Below are 16474 nucleotides of genomic sequence, written 5' to 3'. Positions count from 1 at the left end.
CTCCCCACACGACGGCCCCCGGGGGCCACCGGTTACACGAACCGTTCCGACCACCTCGCCAGCTCGCCAGAGAACAACGACCGCTTCGGTGACGAACGCCGCTTCGGGTCCTGCTACCAACGCGTGCATGCCAGCGCCGATGCAGTCACCGATCTCGATCCCCGCCACCGGCCACCGGACCGACGTGTGGTCCCTGCTCGAACTGTGGGTCGCCCGGCGGCCCGACGCAGCGTTCCTCGAATGGCACCCGTACGACGGCGTCGGACGCACGTGGACGTATGCCGCGATCGCCGCCGACGCCTCGGCCGCGGCGGCCGGCCTCGCCGCTCGGGGCGTCGTTCCCGGCGATCGCGTGCTCATCCACCTCGACAACAGCCCGGAGTTCGTCACCTCGTGGCTCGCCTGCGCGGCCCTCGGCGTCACCGCTGTCACCACCAACACGCGGTCGGCCCGTGATGAGCTCGCCTACTTCGCCGACGACAGCGCCGTCATCGGGGCGATCACCCAACCGCTCTACGCCGATCTCGTGGCGGCGAGCGCTCCTGGCCTGTCGTGGATGACGGTGACCGACCACGACGCCGGGACGGAGAGCGACGTCACGGGCGGCGGTGACCCGTTCCGGTCCCTGCTCGCCGCCGGCCGCTCCGCTGGGTCGCTTCCGGCCCGCGACGCCGAGCCTGCCCGCATGATGAGCGTGCAATACACGTCGGGGACGACCTCACGACCCAAAGGCGTCGTGTGGACCCACGCCAACGCCCTCTGGGGGGCTCGGATCAACGCCGTTCACGAAGGGCTGCGGGCCGACGACTGCCATCTCGTCTACCTGCCGCTGTTCCACGCCAACGCCCTCTCGTACTCGATGCTGGCGGCGCTCTGGGTCGGGGCGCGCATGGTGCTGGTGCCCAAGTGGTCCACGAGTCGTTTCTGGGACGTCTCGATGGAGCATGGCTGCACGTTTCTTTCCACGATCGGACTCTCGTTGCGCTCGCTGCTCACCGGCGCCACCGGAGAAGTTCCCGCCGGCCACTCCTACCGATTGCTCGGCGGTCCGATCTGCGACACGCCGGTCGACTCGGTCCTCGGCACGAAGTCGATCGGCTGGTGGGGCATGACCGAGACGATCTCCCACGGCATCGTCGGCAGCCCCACCACGCCCGACCGGCCGGGGGCGATCGGCCGACCGGCGCCCGAATACGGCATCGCCGTGGTCCGCGACGACGGCGTGACCCCCGTCGAGGCCGAGGAGACGGGTGACCTGCTGTTCCGCGGCGAACCGGGCGTCTCGATGTTCGCCGAGTACCTCAATCAACCGCAGGCCACCGCCGACAGCTTCGACGATCACGGCTGGTTCCGCACCGGCGACCGCGTCATCGTGCACGCCGACGGCTACATCACCTTTGCCGACCGTTCCAAGGACATGCTCAAGGTCGGCGCCGAGAACGTCGCGGCGTCCGAGATCGAACGGGTCATCATGACCAGCGGCGCCGTCCGCGAGGCCGCCGTCGTCGGTCGTCGCGACGCCAAGCTCGACGAGGTCCCGGTCGCCTTCGTCACCGTCGCCGGGGACATCGATGGTGACACGGAACAACGGGTTGCCGAGCAGGTCATCGCCGCGTGCGCCAACGACCTCGCCGACTTCAAGGTGCCCCGTGAGGTGTACGTCGTGCGCGAACTGCCTCGTTCCACACTCGCCAAGGTCAACAAGGTCAAGTTGCGGGCCGTCGCCGAGCCGGGCGCCGACCGCGCCGCAGCTGCCGCCGAGTGGCTGGAGTCGGCACGCGTCGATCCCTCGGGCGATTCCACAGAGGGCTGAACGACCTCCGCTGGAGCGGTGCAAGCGATCCGCAAGCACCGTACAAGGCGGCCGGTGGACAGTGGGCTCATCAGATCGACGACCCACGTCGTACCTCACCAGGAGGCATGTCCAATGTTCCAGACCCCGGCACCCCAGATCGACGCGACCGACCGCCGCAGCGGCAAGACGGGCGCCAGCCCCCGGCGTCGCCGCACCGCGACGGCCGCGGCCCTGTTCGCCCTCGCCGGCGCAACCCTCCTCACCGCCTGCGGCGACGACGAGCACTCCGCCGACGCCGCCACCGGCACGATCGCCGAGCAGGCTGCCGCCACCGAACCGGCGGTGTCAGCGCCCGGCTCGGAGACGTCCGGACACGGCCCCTCCAACCACGACGGCGACGCGTCGGTCCCGCGCGGCGACAGCATCACCGTGCTGCTCGGCGACTACCACTTCGGCGGCCTTCCTGAGGAGATCGAGGCCGGCACCGAGATCACCGTCGAGAACTCGTCGGAGACCGAGGTCCACGAGCTCGTCGCCATGCGCCTGCCCGAAGGCGACGAGCGCAGCGCCGACGAGATCCTCGACGGTGGCATGGAGGAGCTGATGACCCTCGGCCCGCCCGCCCTGGTGATCGTCGCCGCCCCCGAAGGTGGCGAGCCGGTCGTCGCCGTGGGCAACGGGCGTCTCGACGATCCCGGCCGCTACCTCGTCCTCTGCTCCATCCCGACGGGCGCCGATCCGGCCGAGTTCATGGCCGCCATGCAGGAGGAGTCGTCGACGCCGCCCGAGGTGGACGGCGGGGCCCCGCACTTCATGAACGGCATGGTCGACATCGTCGTCGTCACCGGCTGAGGTTCGACGACGCTCGGTGAGATGCCTCCGCGTGGAGCTGTGCGGGGGGTGGGGATCGAACCGGCGTGGGGCGGGTGGGGATCGAACCCACGACCAAGGGATTATGAGTCCCGCGCTCTGACCACTGAGCTACCGCCCCGGAACGGGCAACGCTAGTGGTCTGTCGTCGAGTTGGTGGGGTGCGATCGCGCCGCTGGGCTCGTCGCTGGCAAGGCGCGAGGACGAAGGAATACACCCAGTCTTTCGAGGACGAGCAACGCAGCCAGCGGCGAGATCCAGCAAGCGAGACACCCTTACCAATCCGGCGACAGACCACTAGGCGGTTCCCCGTCTGGAGCGGACAGTCGTCTCGTGCACGCTGAGCCACGTGTTGCCGTCCACCAGCGCCGTCACCCTGCGCAACTCGCTCTTCGAGCCTCGCGTGTGGCGCTCGAGGAAGCGGACGGCCCCCGCCGTCGGCGACGAGATCTCGCTGATGTCGATCTCGAGATCGGGCTGGCTGCCGCCCACCTCTCGCAGGGCGGCCACCATTTGGTCGCGGGTCAGCACGGCCCCGTCGCTCCTGACCAGCGTGAAGTCCTCGCCGTGAGCGCCCACGAACTCCTCGAGAGCAGCCTGGTCACCGCCGGCGAGCCAGTGCTGGAGGCGGAGGTGGTGGCGGCGCACGCCTTCCCCGTTCAACGTGAGACATCCGGACGTTCGAGTGGCATCACCCATGCCACGGTAGGCGACGGCAGGGGTGATCGATGTCACGCAATGACCTGAGGTGATACGGCGTTGTACTGAAGGCGTGGGCAGCCGCCCACGAGATCCAGACAGAAGTGAGAGACACCGTGAACGTCATCGCCGTCGCCAACTCGATCGGGCTCGCCGCCAACGACCGCGGCGAGATCACCGGCACGATCGACGAGGAGATCGTGCTCGGCGCCCTCTCGACGCTTGCCACCAGCCATCCGGGCCATGACGAGCTCTTCACCGAGGCCGCGCTCCGCGTCGAGCTGGCCCGCTCGGCCGGCGTCGAACAGCGCGATGCCAACAGCGTGTTCAATCGCTCCGGCACGCCCCGCACGGTGCAGCTGCGGTACCGCTCGGAGATGGCCGAGGTCTTCACCGACTTGGCGATCGACATCGGCCTGCGCAACGCCGAGACCCTGGCCGACACGACGGCCTGACCACGGCGCTCGAGCCTGCCGATCCCTGAGAACGGAGACGGGGTCCGCCGCATTTGCGGCGGACCCCGTGGTCCTTCTGGCTCCGGGGGTGGGGCTCGAACCCACGACAATCGGCTTAACAGGCCGGTGCTCTGCCAGCTGAGCTACCCCGGAAAGGCGACTTCGGACGTTATCGCCTCAACAAGGCCCATTGCACGCCGGAACTGTGAACTCGACGAGTATGTGACGGCTGGGCACCCATTGACATGCTTGCTTCGCCGGCGACTCGCATCGGCGACCGCTCGATACGGCTTGAGAAACTGCTGACGTGGAATCTCGAGCAGTTGCGACCAGAACTCCACGGCGGAGCCGAGGTCGAGTCCGTCGTGGAGATACAGCCGGACGCGGAGCCGGCACTCGTCGATGTCGAAGAATCGGCGTAGCCACGCGACGAACGCGAGCAAGATGGCGGGGTTCGTGTTGGCCATACCAAGGCTGGCTCCGGTCTTGAAGCCTTCGCCTGCGTACAGCGCCGCACCGACGAGGAGGAACTCCCGGTCGGTCATTCGCCCGACGACTGCTGCTCCCTCGTTCAAGTAGCGCTCGATCTCCCGCTCCTTGGCGATCTGCAAGGGATGCGGATTGTCCTTGGTGAAGTTGTGGCGGCGGGGGTTGGGCGTGAAGTCGACGTCTCGCACCCACTTCGACACCGACGACTTCGACACGCCGAGTTCGGCGGCGATGTCGGGCAGCGTCCACGCCTGCGCTCTCAACTCCCGTGCTCGCTGCTGCTCGGCGAGCTTGCCGCGGTATCCCATGACGCCATCTTGACGAGGGGTTGTGACGGAGTTCCCGCCCTACGGGGCCGTCGGCGATGAGTCCGGACGAGACGTACCGTCGTTGGAGCATGGCTGAGACATCGCAGACTTTCCAGACGACGCTGTGGGCCGCCGGCGGCAACAACGTCGGCATCGTCGTGCCCGACGACGTCGTGGCGGCGTTCGGGCGCGGCAAGCGGGTGCCGGTCGTCGTGACCATCGACGGCGGCTACCGGTACCGGAACACCATCGCGTCGATGGGCGGGCAGTTCCTGCTCTCATTCAACGCCCAGACGCGTGCCGCCACAGGCCGCGGCGCCGGGGACATCGTCGAGGTGCGGCTCGACGTCGACGACGCACCGCGCACGGTCGAGGTGCCGCCGCGGTTGGCCGCCGAGTTGGAGCGTGACGACGACGCGAGGCGGATCTGGGAGGCGCTGAGCTACAGCAAGCAGCGGGCCCACGCCGAGTCGATCACCGGCGCCAAGACCGACGCCACGCGGGACAGCCGGGTCGCCAAGGTGCTCGCAGCCTTGCGCGGCTGACCGCGGCGACGGTTACTCGGTCTCGAGGAACTCGCGGAGGCGCTGCGAACGCTGCGGGTGGCGCAGCTTGGCGAGCGTCTTGGCCTCGATCTGGCGGATGCGCTCGCGGGTGACCCCGAACTCCCGGCCCACCTCTTCGAGCGTCTTGGCCTGGCCACCGTCGAGTCCGAACCGCAACCGGACGATCTCCTGCTCACGCTCGGACAGCTCGTTGAGCACGTCGCCGACCGCTTCCGACAACATCAGCCTGGTGGCGATGTCGGCGGGCCCGTCGGCCGTGGCGTCCTCGATGAAGTCGCCGAGGTTGGACTCGTCCTCCTCGCCGACCGGCGAGTCGAGCGACAGGGGGTCCATCGAGATGCGCAGCAGGTCGCGGACGCGCTCGGGCTCGAGCTGCACGTTGGCGGCGATCTCGTCGACCGTCGGCTCGCGCTCGAGCTCCTGGTGGAGCTGACGCTTGGCCCGGATGACCCGGTTCATGTGCTCGACCATGTGCACCGGGATGCGGATGGTGCGCGCCTGGTCGGCGATCGAGCGGGTGATCGCCTGGCGGATCCACCACGTGGCGTAGGTGGAGAACTTGAAGCCCTTCGTGTGGTCGAACTTGTCGACCGCCCGCATGAGGCCGAGGTTGCCCTCCTGGATGAGATCGAGGAGCTGCATGCCGCGATTCGAGTAGCGCTTGGCGATGGAGACGACGAGCCGCAGGTTGGCCTGCGTGAGCTCGCTCTTGGCCCGCTCGCCGGTGCGGATCTGGCGCAGGAGCTGCCGCCGCTCGGCCTCGTCGATGCCACCCGCGTCGATGCGGGCCGCGGCGCGGTGGCCGACCTCGATGAGCTGGGCCAGCCGGCGCTCGTCCTCGGTGGTGAGCAGGTCGACCTGACCGATCTCGCGCAGGTACATGCGCACACCGTCCGCCGTCGACGTGTCGCCGCGGGGCGCCTGGCGGGTGGCCCGGCTGCGCCGCCGCCGGCTGAGCAGGCGCTCGTCGGCACCCTCGTCGTAGGCGGGGAACGACGGTGTGTGAACCGCCTCGACGGCCTGGCCATCGGCGGGCGTCTCGTCCTCGTCGTCGGCGTCGACCTCCTCGTCGACGGCGATCCCGACGTCGAGCAGCGCCCGTCTCGTGGTGGCGAGGACCTCGCCCGAGAGCTCGACGTCGCGCAGTACCAGGGCGACCTCCTCGGCGTGGACGGTTCCCCCGTTCGAGTGCCCGCGCTGCGTCAGCTCGGCCCACTCGAGCGCGTCCACGCCCGGGATGCCGAGATCCCTTCGAGGAGGTTCCGCCGTGGTGTCAGCGTCCCCCGGATAGTCGTTGCCCAGTTCGACGATGGAGCCAACCTAGCAACCACTCGGCGGCCTCTGCCCCTTTGATCTGACTCCCCAGCTCTTCCACCTGCAAGCGGGCCTCGCGGTCCTCGCGGATCCGGTCCGGATCGAGGCCTGCCATGGGTGCGGCGAGCACCCGGCGCGCCGCCGCGGCGATCAGGTTGCGAGCCTCGACGTCGGGATCGACGTCGAAGTCGGCGACGGCGGCCCGCTCCAGCACCTCCCTGGCGTCCGGATCGGCATCCTCGATCGCCGCGTCGAGATCGCCGTCGGCCTCGGCCAGGGCCAGAAACGACCGGCGCAGGACGTCGTCGGCGAAGAGCTCCTCGATCAGCCAGCTGGCGATCGAGTTCCAATCCTGCGCGAGCAGGGCGATCGCCACGAACTCGGCGTTCTCGCGCACCACCGACGCCCGTGGACGGCGGATCTCGACGGAGGGATCTCGCTGGCGGCGCTGGGCGATCGACACCAGGTCGGACGCCGCGATGCCGGTCTGCGCCGCCACCTCGCCGGCGTAGAGCTTGCGGACCTCTGCGTTGGGGTGCTCGTTGACCACGGCCATCGCCCGCTCGGCGAGGCGAACCCGCTCCTCGGGCGTCCGGGCGACCGCCCGGTCGATCACCCGGCCGAGCCGGAAGCCGAGGAACGGCACGGCCTCGGCGACGGCTGCGGCGAGCAGCGCCCGCCCTTCGTCGGTCTGAGCGAGCTCGCCCGGGTCCTTGCCGTCGGGCAGCCGGGCCACGGACACCTGCACCTGGTACTGCTGCTCCCACTCGTAGAAGCGCTCGGCCGCACCCTGGCCGGCGTTGTCGGCGTCGAATGCGAGCACCACGCGGCTCGCGTAGCGCTTGAGGAGGCGCACGTGCTCCTCGGTGAAGGCCGTCCCGCACGTGGCGACCGCCCGGGCGACGCCGGCCCGGTGGAAGCCGATCACGTCGGTGTACCCCTCACACACCACCGCCTGATCGGAGGCGGCGATGCCGGCCTTCGCCCAGTTGAGGCCGTACAGCGTCTTGGACTTGGCGTAGATCGGCGTTTCCGGCGAGTTCTTGTACTTGGCCGGATCGGTGGAGCCGGGCAGGATGCGGCCGCCGACGGCGATCGCTTCACCGGAGTCGCTGAAGATCGGGAACACGATCCGGCCGCGCAGGGCGTCCTGCATTCGCCCGACGCGATTCGTGAAGCCGAGCCCGACCGTGCGCAGCAGCTCGGCGTCGAGGCCCGAGCCCTTGGACAGGGCGTCCCAGTCGTCGGGGGCCCAGCCGATCCTGAACTGACGCACGATGTCGCCCGTCAACCCTCTGCTGCGCAGATAGCCGCGGGCCGGACCGGCGTCGCTGCCGGTCAGCAGGCGCTGGTGGTACCACTCGACCGCGCCCTCCATCGCCTCCACGAGACGCTTGCGGCGGGCCCGCTGCGCCGACTGCGCCGAGTCGGTGTAGCTGATCTGCATGCCCACCTTGGCGGCGAGGTACTCGACGGCACCGACGAAGTCGACGTGCTTGGTCTCCTGCACGAACGTGAAGGCATCGCCCGACTTGTCGCAGCCGAAGCAGCGATAGCGGCCCGTCTCCTCGCGAACGTTGAACGACGGGGTCTTCTCGGCATGGAACGGGCAGAGGCCGACGTGGTTGCGGCCGACCTTGCGCAGCTGGACGATCTCGGCGACCACATCGACGATCGAGACGGTCGCCTTGAGCCGCTCGATGTCGTCGTCGACGATCGCCATGACGACACATTGTGCCCGCAGCGCACGCCGACCCGGCGCACGCTGGCGGGATGACCCGGGCCGATCGCCCGGCGTGACGGATCAGGCGTGGTCGCCGGTGACCGTGGGGTCGGTGGCCGGGTCGTCGTCGGTGGCGTCCCCGACGGCCTCGGCCACCGCGCCGTCGGTACGGGCGTCGTCGGCGGGACCGGCCTCGTCGTGGATCTGGTGCGGGAAGTGGTCGTCGGGATCAGGCGTCGCCTTCAGCGACACGATGATCGACACGGCGAGGATGAGGCCGATCACCGGCAGTGAGATCCACGTCGGCATGTGGTAGTGCAGCGGCGCCTGCGAGAGGATCATCTTCACGCCGACGAACGCCAGGATGATCGCCAGGCCGGTCTGCAGGTACTTGAACCGGTTGTGCAGGTCGGCGAGCAGGAAGTACAGGGCCCGCAGGCCGAGGATGGCGAAGGCGTTCGACGAGAACACGAGGAACTGCTCGTGGCTCACGGCGAGTACGGCGGGCACGCTGTCGACGGCGAAGACGACGTCGGTGGCCTCGACGAGCAGCAGCACGGCGAACAGCGGCGTGGCCAGCCGCTTGCCGTTGACCTTGGTGAACAGGTGCGGGCCGTCGAGCTTGTCCGTGCTCGGCACGATCCGGTTGACGAGCTTGAGCACCTTGCTGTTGCCCGGATCGACCTCGTCGTCGCCCGAGACCAGCATGCGGCCCGCCGTGAACAGCAAGAAGGCGCCGAAGATGTACAGGACCCATTCGAAGCGCTCGATGATCGCCACCCCGGCGAAGATGAAGATCGCCCGCATGACCAGGGCGCCGAAGATGCCCCAGAACAGCACGCGGTGCTGGTACTTCTGCGGCACCTTGAAGTAGCTCATCAGCAACGCCCACACGAAGACGTTGTCGATGCTCAGGCTCTTCTCGATCAGATAGCCCGAGACGTACTCACCCGTCGCCGCCCCGCCGAACCACCACAGCACCACCAGCGAGAAGGCCACGCCGACGGAGATCCAGGCGGCGGACTCGATGGCCGCTTCCTTGGTGTTGATCTCGTGGGCCTCCCGGTGGAACACCAGGAGGTCGACGAGGAGGAGGGCCACGATGAGCCCGAGCAGGACCAACCACTGCCACGCGTGAACGTTGATGTCGACGAAGTTCGAACTCCGGTCGCTGGACGCAATCAGGAACATCGGTGGTGGGTCCTACTCGGGCCTTCGTGGGTCGTGGTGCTACTTGGTGGTACTGGTGCTCGCACCGACCACGGCCTGCGCCGCGGCGAGGCGAGCGATCGGCACGCGGAAGGGCGAGCAGCTCACGTAGTCGAGACCGGCCTCGTAGAACAGGGCGATCGACTCGGGGTCACCACCGTGCTCGCCGCAGACGCCGAGCTTGAGCTTCTTGTCCGTCGCCCGGCCGCGCTCGGCGCCGAGCTTCACGAGCTCGCCGACACCGCTCTGGTCGATGGTCTCGAACGGGTTGCGCTTGAGCAGACCCTGTTCGAGGTAGGCGGGCATCATGCGGCTCTCGACGTCGTCGCGGGAGAAGCCGAACGTCATCTGCGTGAGGTCGTTGGTGCCGAACGAGAAGAAGTCCGAGACCTCGGCGATCTCGTCCGCGCGGACGGCCGCGCGCGGCGTTTCGATCATCGTGCCGATCGTGACGTTCGGCGGGTTCTTCACGCCCTTGTTTGCCCGGTCGATCTCCTCCTGCACCCAGCCGCGGGCCAGGGCGAGCTCCTCACGGGTCACCGTGAGGGGGATCATCACCTCGACGATCGGGTTCTTGCCCTGCTTGCGGAGGTTCTTCGCGGCCTCGAGCAGGGCCCGCACCTGCATCCCGTACAGCTTGGGCTTGATCACGCCGAGGCGAACGCCGCGCGTGCCGATCATCGGGTTGTGCTCGGCCCACGTCTCGGCGGCGGCGAGGAGCTTCTGCTCCTCGCTGGACAGGCCGCTCGTGGCCTGCTTGATGTGCAGTTCCTCGATGGAGGGGAGGAACTCGTGGAGCGGCGGGTCGAGGAGACGCACGGTGACGGGCAGCCCGTCCATCGCGCTGAGCACCTCGGTGAAGTCGGCGCGCTGCACGTCGAGCAGTTCGGCGAGCGCCTCGTTCTCCTCGTCGGGCGTGGAGGCGAGGATCATCTTGCGCACGACCGGCAGGCGGTCGGGGGCGAGGAACATGTGCTCGGTGCGGCACAGTCCGATGCCCTCGGCGCCGAGCTCGCGGGCCACCGTGGCGTCCTCGCCGGTGTCGGCGTTGGCGCGAACCCCGAGCTTGCCCCTGCGGATCTGGTCGGCCCAGCCGAGGATCGTATTGAACTCGGCCGGCGGTTCGGCGTTCTTCAACTCGACGGCACCGACGATGACCTCGCCCGAAGAACCGTCGATCGAGATGACGTCACCCTCCTTGACGGTGGCGTTGCCGGCGGTGAACTGCTTGCCGGAGATCTTCACCGACTCGGCGCCGACGACGGCCGGGGTGCCCCAACCGCGGGCGACGACGGCGGCGTGGCTGACGAGACCGCCGCGCGACGTGAGGATGCCCTTGGAGACCATCATGCCGTGAACGTCCTCGGGGCTCGTCTCGTTGCGGACGAGGATGACGTCTTCACCGCGCGCCGCGGCGGCCTCGGCCTCGTCGGCGGTGAAGTACACCTTGCCGACCGCGGCGCCCGGCGACGCCGCGAGGCCCTTGGCGATCGCCGTGAAGTCACCGGTGAGCTGCGGGTGCAGCACCTGGTCGAGGTGGTCGGCCGTGACGCGGCCGAGCGCCTCGGCCTTGGAGATCTTCCACCTCTTGTCGCCCTTGCCCGACCCCTTCGTCATGTCGACGGCCATCCTCAGAGCGGCGGCCCCGGTGCGCTTGCCGATACGCGTCTGGAGCATCCAGAGCTTGCCCTGCTCGATGGTGAACTCGGTGTCGCACATGTCCTGGTAGTGACGCTCGAGGCGGGCGAAGATGTCGAGCAGCTCGCCGTGGATCGCCGGGAAGTGCTTCTTGAGGGCGTCGAGATCCTCGGTGTTGCGGATGCCGGCCACCACGTCCTCGCCCTGGGCGTTGACGAGGAAGTCACCGTACGGCTTGTTCTCGCCCGTGGCCGCGTTGCGGGTGAAGCCCACGCCGGTGCCGGAGTTGTCGTCTCGGTTGCCGAAGACCATGGCCTGGACGTTGACGGCGGTGCCGAGGTCGTGGCTGATGCGCTCACGGACGCGGTAGGCGATGGCCCGAGCGCCGTTCCAGCTGGAGAACACGGCCTCGACCGCACCGCGCAGCTGCTTGATCGGATCCTGCGGGAAGGCCTTGCCGGTGGCCGACTTGACGACCGCCTTGTACTCCGTGCAGAGCGCCTTCAGCGCGGACGCCGTGAGCTCGGCGTCGTTGGAGACACCGGCCGACTTCTTGGCCTCCTCGAAGGGGTGCTCGAAGAGCGCGCCGTCGATGTCGAGCACGATTCGGCCGTACATCGAGATGAAGCGGCGGTACGAGTCGTAGGCGAAGCGCTCGTCGCCGGTGGACGCGGCGAGACCCTTGACGCTCTTGTCGTTGAGACCGAGGTTCAAGACGGTGTCCATCATGCCCGGCATGGAGAACTTGGCGCCCGAGCGCACGCTGACGAGCAGCGGGTCGTCCGGGTCCCCGAGCTTGCGGCCCATCTGGTCCTCGAGCTTGGCAACCTGGGCGGCGATCTCGTCGTCGAGGCCGGCGGGCCAGCCGCCAGCGAGGTAGGCGCGGCAGGCGTCGGTGGAGATCGTGAAGCCGCCGGGTACCGGAAGCTTGAGCACGCTCGTCATCTCGGCGAGGTTGGCTCCCTTACCGCCGAGCAGATCCTTGTACTCCATCGGAGGACGGCGATGCTTGTGGTCGAATGCGTAGACGTACGGCACGACGATCGAGTCTACGAGGGAGATCGCTGGCGGATGGTGAAGCTCGGACGCCCAAACGAATTCGTCGAGATCGCGACGATGCTGGGACGCCACTGACGGGATGTGCCTGGCACGCCCCGTCAGGTGCCCGCCGGGCGGCGGGTCAGTCGCCGAAGCGCTCGCCCGGCGCCGGCCGGGCCCCGTTGGCGAAGGCCGCCCACGCCATCGGCCCCTTGCCCTCTGGCTGCACGGTGACCGGCCGGACAGCGCCCCCAGCCGCCACGATCACGCCGTCCTGCAACGTTCCGGCGCCGCCGACGGACGGCGAGGTCGTGAGCTCGGCGGAGAGGATCCGCAGGCGCTTGCCGCGGAACGTCGTCCAGGCGTGGCCGGCGCGCACCCAGCGATGGACCGTCTCGGCCGGCTGCGTCCAGTCGATGCGCCACTCCCCCGGGTCGATCTTGGCGGCGTACGTCGGCTCACCGAGCTGGGGTACCGGCACCGGAAGGGGATCGGCGGCCAGCACGTCGACGAGCAGGCGTGTGCCCACGGTGACGAGCTCTGTCCGCAACTGCTCCGCAGTCGTGTCGGCTCCGATCGCCACCGTCTCGCTGGCGTACACGGCACCGGTGTCCAGCGTCTCCTCGACGTCCATGATGCAGACGCCGGTCTCGGTGTCGCCGGCGAGCAGGGCGCGCTCCACGGGGGCGGCGCCGCGCCAGCGCGGCAACAGGCTGAAGTGCACGTTCACCATCGGGACCGCGTCGAGGACGTGGGCCTTGATCAATCGCCCGAAGGCGACCACCACGCCGAGGTCGACCGGCGCGTCCGCGGCGAGGTCGACGATGTCGTCGACGCGGTCGGTGACCGGGAGGCCGAGCTCGAGGGCCGCGGCCTTCACCGGGCTCGGCGAGGTCGCGCCACCGCGTCCGCGCCGGCGATCGGGCTGGCTGACGACGAGGGCGATCTCGTGACCAGCGGCATGCAACGCTCGAAGCGGCGGAACCGCCATCTCCGGGGTGCCGAGAAAGACGATCCGGCGTGACGCCATCTGGTGGCTAGCGCAGGCGGAGGCGGCGACGCGGGCCGTTGCCGTTGTCGCCGTCCTCGGTGAGTCGGCGGTATTCGGCCATCGCTTCCTTGCGCTGCTCGGGCGTCATGCGGTCGAACATCAAGACGCCGTTGAGGTGGTCGATCTCGTGCTGGAACATCCGGGCCTCGAGCTCGTCGACCTCGCGCTGCACATGCTCGCCGTTGACGTCGATGCCGGTGACCAGCACCGTCTTCGGGCGGGCGATCTCGACGTACAGACCGGGGATGGACAGGCAGCCTTCCTCGTAGAGCCACTCACCGTCGGACTCGGTGACCTCGGGGTTGAAGATCGCCTGAGGATCATCACCGAGGTCCCACACCACGACCTGCTTCTGCACACCGATCTGCGGGGCGGCCAGGGCCAGCCCGTTGCCGCTCGTGAACAGCGTCTTGAACATCTCGTCGACGAGACGGATGGCCTTGCCGTCGACATCGTCGACGGGAGACGCCTTCGTCTTCAGGACGGGGTCGCCGAACGTGCGGATCTTCTGGGCCACGCTGCCAGGATACGAGCTGATCGGCCGGACAGGGTGGCCTGCCCGCAGACCCGGCGTGCGTGGCCGGGAACGAAGAGGACGTCTATGCAGTACTTCGAAGAGCAACCCGTGGTGCCGTCGGCCGAGCGCGAGGTCGTCGTGCGCGGCCTCGGCGGGCCGGTGCGCCTCACGACCGATCGGGGCGTCTTCAGCCACGGCGCGCTCGACGCCGGAACCGCCCTCTTGCTCAAGCAGGCGCCGCTCCCGCCGGCCCAGGGCACGTTCCTCGATCTCGGGTGCGGAACCGGCGCCATCGCCCTGATGCTCGCCCGCCGCGCCCCGGCGGCGCGTGTGATCGCCGTCGACGTCAACGAACGGGCGCGCGAGCTGTGCGCGCGCAACGCCGCCGCCAACGCCATCGACAACGTGGAGGTGCTGGCGCCCGACGCCGTCGACGCGGCCATCCGCTTCGACCTCATCTGGTCGAACCCACCGATCCGGATCGGCAAGCCGGCGCTGCACGACCTGCTCCGTCGCTGGTTCGGGCTGCTCACCCCGGACGGGCAGGCCGTGCTCGTCGTGCAGAAGCACCTCGGATCGGACTCGTTGCAGCGCTGGCTCACCGAGCAGGGCTGGCCCACCGAGCGCATCGCCGCGGCGAAGGGCTACCGCCTGCTGCTCAGCCGGACGTCGTGAGCACGACGACCGCCGCGTCGGCGATGTGTGCGCTGCGAAGGCAGGGTTCCGCGTGCTCCGCTCACGGTTCGCGCTAGACGCGTGGCGGGTCGACGACGATGCGGGCCTTCGATCCCGACTCGCGCTTGGCGGCGATGAGCGCCTCACCCAGGGTCGTCCAGTCGGGTGAGCGCACGAGGTAGTCCTCGCCGGACGTGCCCACGTCGGCTCGTCCCCCGGCCCGGAGGGCGTCAGCCAACGCGTCGCGGCCCGTGCCGCTGACCGCGGCCAGGGCGGTCGACGGTGGAAGGGAAAGCAGGCGGCGGTGTTCGCGCTCCGGGTCGAGCAACCGGGCCGGATCGGCCAGCACGGCGGCGCGGAGCACCGCGTGGTCGGGAAGGAACGTCTGCAGCAGGAGCCGCCCTCCGCGCTGGCGGGGACCGAGCAGCCGCGCCGCCTTGGCGATCAGCGCCATCGTCAGCTCGCTGGCCCGGTACCGCGGGGCCAGCAGTTCGCGGTCGATGTCGAGGAACGCGACCACGTCGGCGCGGGGCACCCGGTGTAGCACGGCCTCGGTCCCCACGTACACGCCCGACGCCTCGGGCGGACCGTCGTCACGGCCGGTGACGGCCACGACGGGACGGCCGGCGGCGGCCTCGAGCTCCTCGCGCAGGCGGGTCACACCGGGTCGGAGGTTGGCGAACGACGACCCGCCGCACGACAGGCAGACCCGGTTGCGGACCGCCGCGCAGCGGGGGCACACCAAGGTCGCATCGTCGGCGAGACTCACCGCGGCGTCGCACCGCTCGCAACGGGCCAGGCTCTTGCAGGCCCGGCAGGCGAGGATCCGGGCCCGGCCGGTGGCGTTGAGCACGCACACCACGGTGTGGTCGGCGTCGCGCAGGTGACGGATCAGCGCCGACGTGACGAGCGACGTCTTCCACGGTTCCTCGTCGCTGCGGTCGATCACGTCGATGATCGGCCAGCCCGATCGGGAGGTCGCGGCGTCGACGTGGCCCATGCGTCCGGCGAGGGCATCGACCCCGGCGACCGTCGGGCTGGGCGAGGTGAGCAGGACCACGGCCCCGGCCCGCCTCGCTCGTTCCACGAGCACGTCTCGGGCATGCCACGTCGGGGCCCGCTCCTCCTGCTGCCCCTCGTCGTGCTCGTCGATGACCACGACCGCGGACAGCCCGGGGCAGGGCGCCCACGCGGCCGCCCGGGCTCCGATGACGACATCCACCCCGGCGGCGGCGTTGGCCCACTGCTTCGGCACGACCGCGACCGACAGGCCCCGGCGGCGCAGCGCCGCTGCCATCGCGCCGGCCCGCACGACCGATGGGACCACCACCAGCGCCGGGCCGCGGGCGGCGGCCGCGGCGATCGCCTCGACCGGCGACACGGCCGGTGGCAGCACGAGCGTGCCACCGCCCGAGTCCATCAGATCCCCCGCGGCCCGTCCGACAGGGCCCGGCCCGACGAGTTGGCGAGCGCTTCGGTTCGCCGCGGGCAGCGATCGCACGCGCACGGACGGGCTGGCGGTCACGAGGAACGGACGCAGCCGTCCCGCGGCCCAGCGGATCGACGCCCACTCGGCGAGCTCGATGATGTGCGGCGCCGGGCCGGCCGACACGACAGCGACGAGCGGCTGCAGCTTGGACGGATCGACCGCCTCGTCGTCCGGATCGAGATCGACCACCCAGCCCGTCACGCGGCGGCCGTGCAGCGGTACCCGGACGACGTCGCCGATCGAGACGGCCATCCCGTCCGGAACGAGATAGTCGAACCGCTTGTCCAACCCCGTCACGTCCGGCAACACCCGAACCCGACACGGTGAAGTGGCCGTCACGCTCCCATCATCGCCGCGCAACACGTCACCAGCAGGCTTCTCATCAATGGCCCATGCGAGCAGGGCCAGGCGGCATGAGATCCGGGCGGCCCCCGATCAACGATCCGACTCCGTCGGGGGTGCTGGAGGGGGCGGTAGCCCCCTCGCCTCGGCGGACCTGGCAAGCGGACCCACGCGGACTGAGATCCGGTCGGCCCCCGATCAACGATCCGACTCCGTCGGGGGTGCGGGAGGGGGCGGTAGCCCCCTCGCCTCGGCGGACCTGGCAAGCAGACCCACGCGGACTGAGATCCGGTCGC

14 protein-coding genes and 2 tRNA genes are annotated in these 16474 nt (G+C 69.7%); 5 read left to right on the top strand and 11 right to left on the bottom strand.

Going from position 1 to position 16474, the window contains the following annotated elements:
- Nucleotides 1-127 precede the first annotated feature (127 nt).
- Nucleotides 128-1813, top strand: coding sequence for an AMP-binding protein (locus DN771_RS15735; RefSeq protein WP_116998501.1), 1686 nt, complete (start codon nt 128-130; stop codon nt 1811-1813).
- Nucleotides 1814-1927: 114 nt separating this feature from the next.
- Nucleotides 1928-2647, top strand: a complete 720-nt coding sequence (locus tag DN771_RS15730) for a hypothetical protein (RefSeq protein WP_116998500.1) — start codon at nt 1928-1930, stop codon at nt 2645-2647.
- A gap of 66 nt (nt 2648-2713) precedes the next feature.
- On the opposite strand, the gene DN771_RS15725 is transcribed toward DN771_RS15730, so the two are convergent.
- Nucleotides 2714-2786, bottom strand: a tRNA-Ile gene (locus DN771_RS15725).
- Nucleotides 2787-2962: 176 nt separating this feature from the next.
- Nucleotides 2963-3400 carry a nuclear transport factor 2 family protein gene (locus DN771_RS15720; protein ID WP_162942008.1) on the bottom strand — a complete coding sequence of 146 codons (438 nt, stop codon included), beginning with the start codon at nt 3398-3400 and terminating at the stop codon, nt 2963-2965.
- A gap of 68 nt (nt 3401-3468) precedes the next feature.
- On the opposite strand from DN771_RS15720, the gene DN771_RS15715 reads away from it, so the two are divergent.
- Nucleotides 3469-3819 carry a hypothetical protein gene (locus tag DN771_RS15715; RefSeq protein WP_205528616.1) on the top strand — a complete coding sequence of 117 codons (351 nt, stop codon included), beginning with the start codon at nt 3469-3471 and terminating at the stop codon, nt 3817-3819.
- A 77-nt stretch (nt 3820-3896) separates the two neighbouring features.
- On the opposite strand, the gene DN771_RS15710 is transcribed toward DN771_RS15715, so the two are convergent.
- Both DN771_RS15710 and DN771_RS15705 read right to left on the bottom strand, forming a co-directional pair.
- Nucleotides 3897-3972 (bottom strand) — tRNA-Asn (locus tag DN771_RS15710).
- Complete coding sequence (locus tag DN771_RS15705) at nt 3963-4616, bottom strand: helix-turn-helix domain-containing protein (protein WP_116998497.1); 654 nt, start codon at nt 4614-4616, stop codon at nt 3963-3965. The genes DN771_RS15710 and DN771_RS15705 overlap by 10 nt, the downstream gene beginning before the upstream one ends.
- An 89-nt stretch (nt 4617-4705) precedes the next feature.
- Between DN771_RS15705 and DN771_RS15700 the strand changes: the two genes are divergently transcribed.
- Nucleotides 4706-5161 (top strand): YdeI/OmpD-associated family protein, encoded by a 456-nt coding sequence (locus DN771_RS15700; RefSeq protein WP_116998496.1) that lies wholly within the window; start codon nt 4706-4708, stop codon nt 5159-5161.
- A gap of 12 nt (nt 5162-5173) precedes the next feature.
- On the opposite strand, the gene rpoD is transcribed toward DN771_RS15700, so the two are convergent.
- From rpoD to def, 6 genes are all read right to left on the bottom strand, one after another.
- A complete protein-coding gene (gene rpoD, locus DN771_RS15695) occupies nt 5174-6412 on the bottom strand; it encodes an RNA polymerase sigma factor RpoD (protein WP_321196057.1) in 1239 nt (412 codons plus the stop codon).
- Between the two features lie 43 nt (nt 6413-6455).
- Nucleotides 6456-8219: a DNA primase gene (dnaG, locus tag DN771_RS15690; RefSeq protein ID WP_116998495.1), complete on the bottom strand. Its 1764-nt coding sequence runs from the start codon at nt 8217-8219 to the stop codon at nt 6456-6458.
- An 81-nt stretch (nt 8220-8300) separates the two neighbouring features.
- Nucleotides 8301-9410 carry a TerC family protein gene (locus DN771_RS15685; protein WP_116998494.1) on the bottom strand — a complete coding sequence of 370 codons (1110 nt, stop codon included), beginning with the start codon at nt 9408-9410 and terminating at the stop codon, nt 8301-8303.
- Nucleotides 9411-9449: 39 nt separating this feature from the next.
- Nucleotides 9450-12104, bottom strand: a complete 2655-nt coding sequence (gene ppdK / locus DN771_RS15680; RefSeq protein WP_116998602.1) for a pyruvate, phosphate dikinase — start codon at nt 12102-12104, stop codon at nt 9450-9452.
- A 142-nt stretch (nt 12105-12246) separates the two neighbouring features.
- A complete protein-coding gene (locus DN771_RS15675) occupies nt 12247-13134 on the bottom strand; it encodes a methionyl-tRNA formyltransferase (RefSeq protein WP_116998493.1) in 888 nt (295 codons plus the stop codon).
- A gap of 7 nt (nt 13135-13141) precedes the next feature.
- On the bottom strand, nt 13142-13672 hold the full coding sequence (gene def, locus DN771_RS15670) for a peptide deformylase (protein ID WP_116998492.1): 531 nt from the start codon (nt 13670-13672) through the stop codon (nt 13142-13144).
- 84 nt (nt 13673-13756) lie between these two features.
- On the opposite strand from def, the gene DN771_RS15665 reads away from it, so the two are divergent.
- Entirely contained in the window at nt 13757-14347 is a 591-nt protein-coding gene (locus DN771_RS15665; RefSeq protein ID WP_116998491.1) for a class I SAM-dependent methyltransferase, read from the top strand.
- Between the two features lie 73 nt (nt 14348-14420).
- Here the strand turns inward: DN771_RS15665 and DN771_RS15660 are convergent, their stop codons facing one another.
- On the bottom strand, nt 14421-16133 hold the full coding sequence (locus tag DN771_RS15660) for a primosomal protein N' family DNA-binding protein (protein ID WP_162942007.1): 1713 nt from the start codon (nt 16131-16133) through the stop codon (nt 14421-14423).
- Nucleotides 16134-16474: the final 341 nt, after the last annotated feature.

This window comes from Desertimonas flava, from assembly GCF_003426815.1.
Lineage (GTDB): Bacteria > Actinomycetota > Acidimicrobiia > Acidimicrobiales > Ilumatobacteraceae > Desertimonas > Desertimonas flava.
Note: the sequence above shows the minus strand (reverse complement) of the source record. Positions and strands in the feature narration are given on the sequence as shown.